This is a genomic window from Pseudomonas sp. 05N434 (genome assembly GCF_056396965.1).
On the sequence record NZ_JBFTMK010000422.1, the window covers coordinates 1 to 4490 of the forward strand.

Below are 4490 nucleotides of genomic sequence, written 5' to 3' on the forward strand. Positions count from 1 at the left end.
GCCTGGGACAGGTCGATCACCGGCAGCGTCTGGCCACGCAGGTTGACCACGCCACAAACAAAGGGGTGACGCTGCGGCATCAGGGTCAGCTTCGGCAGCTGCAGCACTTCCTGGACCTTGAAGACGTTGATCGCGAACAATTGCCGTCCGGCCAGCCGGAACATGAGAATTTCCAGGCGATTCTCACCCACCAGTTGCGTGCGTTGGTCTACCGTGTCGAGAATGCCGGCCATTAATGACTCCTGGGCTTGTTCTGATGAATTCACTAAAGAGAGTTATCGGCAGTTTTTGCCGAATCTTGACCCCCGGACAAAATGCCATGCCCAAGCATTGATGTCACATTAACATCATGCTTTACTGACCCCGTGAATTCATCTGCTTCATCCCTTGCGGCGCGACCTCGGTTTGCACGTTAGGTTCCCCTGTGTAAGGGATTCCCCTAGGCACAATCAGGCCCAACCTGATATTCGCAATATCCAATAGCCATTAATGTGACGCCATTCTCATTGCATGAACGGAGTCAGGCTTTTGTGTGCGATCGCAGGTCAGTGGCCATCCACTCTTTCGAGTTCCCCAGTCGGTGCCCAAGCCTGCCAGAGCGCGATCTCACCAAGGCGGCATGGCAGCGCCGGGACACGTAAGGTTCTCGTCGACACACACGACATTCCCTCATCTGACATGACGTTGTGGAGATAAGCATGGCGAACAACCCTAAAGAGTGGGCCCAGCGGATTCCGGAGTTTCTCGTCGAGGCTGAAACACTCCTGGCCAAGTTCGAGGAGTGCCTGAGTCATTTGCAGTTGATCAGCAATGACAAGGACGCCATCGATTGCATGCTCAGTACCCTTCTCAAGCTGGCAAGCAAGGCCGATGCCTTGGCACTGGCAACGGTTTCGGAATTCTCGCTGCACATTCATGGATTGCTGAGCCACGCCCAGAATCACATGGACCTGCATGATCAGGCCCTGGATGCGCTCAAGGATTGCTTCACGTTAATGGCCTGGCAACTCGAACTCATCGACCAGACCACCGGTCAACTCGGCCTCGATGACAGTGAACAGACGTCCCTGATCGAAGCGTTTGCATTTCAAGTGGGACAAAGTCAGTTTCAGCCGCCCAGCCACTCCAAGCAGTTCAGGCTCGTTTCGTTCTCTGAACGGCAGGCTTAAATTCACCAACCCCGTGTTGCGCATTTTTTATTGTAATGATGCCGCCCTGTAACTTGAGTGTGCGCATACCGCAATTGAATATTTCATACCCGTCGATGGCAGCTCGAAACAAATAGATACCCCCGCCCCGACTTCAGATAGTGCCTGCCAATAGAAATTAAACGCCTGGCACACTCGATATCTTTCGAAGATAAAAATCAAAAATTTTTTCCATTATGGAACTATCGTCCAAAAACGTTATTTCCTGAAGGTGCCCACCTATGTGCCGAACGCGACCAACGGTATCTTAAGTGGTATTATGCCGCCCATTCGTTGACGTCAATTAATGACAGAGTGCCCCTTGGCGCGAACAAGCTCATAACATTGAAGGCTTTATTTCGAGCATTGCACTGCCATCATTAAAGGCGACTCATACAACCTATTTTCAAACAGAGACCCGTCAGCCCTTATGACCGGTCTGCCCGCAGCGAACATCCATTGGCTCCATCCGCTATGTACGCCAGCCTCAAGTCAATCGCCCTGTGGCCACCCTCCCGAAAAAGCGCTCGCCGGTTCACGCTTTTCGTGTGCACCTGCTCGACGCTTGGCAGCCTGTTGGTCTACAGCTTGTCGATGCCTCTGCCGGTGAGTCTGCTGGTGCTCAATACTGCGGCGCTGACCTGCGTCTGGGTGGGGCATCGCCTCTCGCTCAAATCGATAAAGTTTCAGCCTCAAGAATTGGCCGACCGTCTGCTGGAAGTTCAGGAAAATGAACGTCACCGGCTCAGTCGGGAACTGCATGATGATATTGGCCAATTGCTGACCGCCGCAAAACTTCAGAGTGAATGGCTCAAACGTCGATTGCCTGAAGAACTGCAGGGTCAATGTTCGGTCCTCTGCGATACGCTGGACGAAACCCTGACCAAAGTTCGTGATGTATCAGCCATCCTGAACCCACGACAGTTGACCAGTCTCGGGCTGGAAGCCAGTCTGCGTGCACATTTACTCAGAACCCTGGCCAATACGTCCGTGAACTGGAGCCTGGAATGCCATCAACGTTTGACTGGCATACCGGAAGAAATGGCGGTGGCGGCCTTTCGCATCACTCAAGAGGCGGTTACCAATATGCTGCGCCATGCCGAAGCCAGGAATCTGTTGGTCCGCCTGCAACGTCTGCCCCAAGGCCTGACGTTGTTAATCAGTGACGATGGCCTGGGGTTCGAGCCAGCGGCAGACCCTGCTCGCGAGGGGCAACGCGGAATGGCCGGAATGTCGGAACGGATCGATCAGTTGGGCGGCACGCTGACCGTGACCAGCGAGCCGGGCAAAGGCACTCAAATCGAAGCACTCTTCCCCTGGGCGCCCCGTGCGCTGGAACGGGCCAGTACGAATAAGGTTATGCGTTGACTTGTAACTTACTTCTGGTGGACGACCACTCGCTTATCAGGGCTGGCGTGCGCGCTCTGGTGCTGGATATTCCCGGCTATGCGGTCATTGGGGAGGCCAGTGACGGCTCGCAGTTACTCGAGATGGTCGAGCAACTGTCCCCGGACATCATCCTGCTGGATATCTCCATGAGGAAAACCGGTGGCCTTGAAGCCTTGCAGCGACTCAAACGAGTACGTCCGCAGTGCAAAGTGCTCATCCTGTCGATGCACACCGACCCGGCGCTCATCATGCAAGCACTCGAATCCGGGGCTCATGGCTACCTGCTCAAAGACACCACGGCCACCGAGCTCGAACATGCCCTGGATGCCTTGCGCAATAACGAACGCTACCTGAGCCCGGCCATTGCCCACACCGTCATCAACCAGGCGCTGACCCGAACCCAGAAAAATCAGGCGCCAACCCAGGACTCGCACAACCTGACGGCACGCCAGCTGGAAATCCTGCGATTGATTGTTCGCGGAAAATCCACCCGGGAAATTGCCAATGGCTTGGGCCTGAGCATCAAGACTGTCGAAACCCACCGCTCGCAGATCATGAAACGCTTGCAGATATACGATGTGGCCGGCCTGGTGTTGTTCGCCGTGCGCGAGCAAATCATCAGTCTGGACGATTAGCCGGATTCGAGCCGTTCAGCAGCGGCGAGCCCTCGGGCAAATGCACCCGCAATGCCGCCGGCCGTGCCGAAAACCGCAGGCTATCGCCCTCCAGAGGCTCACCATCAAGGTTGATATAAAGGCCCTCCGATACTTTGATCTCGACCCATGGCAAGCGGGCTCGCACAAACATGTTGTCGATTCCGAAGCCATCGGTCAGCAGGTCTTTCAAGGTACCGACCACTTCCTGGGGCGCGGGCAAAATGCTGATATCCAGCAGACCATCGTCAGCCAGCGCCTGCGGGCACAACATATGACCACCGCCAGCCTGTCGGCCATTGCCGATGCCTAATGCCAACAACTCACCGGCCCAGTGAAAATCCGGCCCCTGCAACTCGCCATAGGCCGCATGCAACTCACTGAAGCGCGATAAACCGGTGAAGAGATAAGCCGCGCCGCCAAGAATTTTTTTCAGTTCCTCGGAAGTATTGGCCGTGACCTGACTGCCAAAGCCGCCCGTGGCCRTGTTCAGAAAAACCTGCCCACCCACCTCCCCCAGATCAATGGCATGCGGGGCGGCCTCCAAAAGCTCCAGCGCTTGAGCGGGCTCCAGGGGCACACCCGCGGCGCGTGCAAAATCGTTGGCGGTGCCCAAGGGCAAAAGCACCAGGCTGGCCTGAGTCGAATGCGCCGCCATGGCTTCGGCGATATCACGCAAGGTGCCATCGCCGCCGCCGGCAATCAGCTGCGTATAGCCCGCCGTCAACGCTTCCCCCACCAGCCGCTGCGCATCACCAGCCTCCCAGGTCAGTCGAACAGCCAGTTCCCAGCCTTGTTGGCGCTTGCCTTCGACAGCTGAACGGACCTGCTCATTGAGTGCCTGCTTGCCATGCAGAATCAACAGCGCCTTGCGCTCGTTCATTTTGATCACCCCCCTTTCCGAATCCGTATGGGAGATGTTGACCTCGCAGCCCCTCATAAAAGTCGCAAGGATTTCAATTATTTCCTGGGGAAGGACACTTGAGTCCTACAGAGCGGTATTTTTTCTTACAAAACCTGAGGAATCGGCTCAATTGACCCATCAGGGCAATTGGTACACCGTTGTGTCAGCGGTTATCAGTCATCACCAGTAAATTACACAGGGATGTGCAAACAATGAATGGAACCCCTTTAAGGTCCTCAAAAATCGTAAGTAATAACCGTATCGGCCACCTGAATGGTTTTAACGCAAGGAGCCAATTATTCCATGCAAAGCCATGACCTCAGACTACCGGTAACTCCGGTTGCGCCGTTCTCAGAC

5 protein-coding genes are annotated in these 4490 nt (G+C 55.3%); 3 read left to right on the forward strand and 2 right to left on the reverse strand.

Features of this window, described 5'->3' with window-relative positions:
- A partial coding sequence (locus tag AC1DLB_RS22325; protein WP_477785661.1) for a chemotaxis protein CheW occupies window positions 1–233 on the reverse strand: 233 nt, incomplete at its 3' end.
- 465 nt (window positions 234–698) lie between these two features.
- Between AC1DLB_RS22325 and AC1DLB_RS22330 the strand changes: the two genes are divergently transcribed.
- The 3 genes from AC1DLB_RS22330 (at window position 699) to AC1DLB_RS22340 (ending at window position 3211) form a co-directional block, all read left to right on the forward strand.
- A complete protein-coding gene (locus tag AC1DLB_RS22330; RefSeq protein WP_018929996.1) occupies window positions 699–1169 on the forward strand; it encodes a hypothetical protein in 471 nt (156 codons plus the stop codon).
- 492 nt (window positions 1170–1661) lie between these two features.
- Window positions 1662–2555, forward strand: coding sequence for a sensor histidine kinase (locus AC1DLB_RS22335; protein WP_018929997.1), 894 nt, complete (start codon window positions 1662–1664; stop codon window positions 2553–2555).
- Window positions 2552–3211, forward strand: a complete 660-nt coding sequence (locus AC1DLB_RS22340) for a response regulator (protein WP_019582509.1) — start codon at window positions 2552–2554, stop codon at window positions 3209–3211. The genes AC1DLB_RS22335 and AC1DLB_RS22340 overlap by 4 nt, the downstream gene beginning before the upstream one ends.
- Here the strand turns inward: AC1DLB_RS22340 and yegS are convergent.
- On the reverse strand, window positions 3195–4112 hold the full coding sequence (gene yegS, locus AC1DLB_RS22345; RefSeq protein WP_477785662.1) for a lipid kinase YegS: 918 nt from the start codon (window positions 4110–4112) through the stop codon (window positions 3195–3197). The two genes, AC1DLB_RS22340 and yegS, sit on opposite strands and share 17 nt — an antisense overlap.
- Window positions 4113–4490 lie beyond the last annotated feature (378 nt).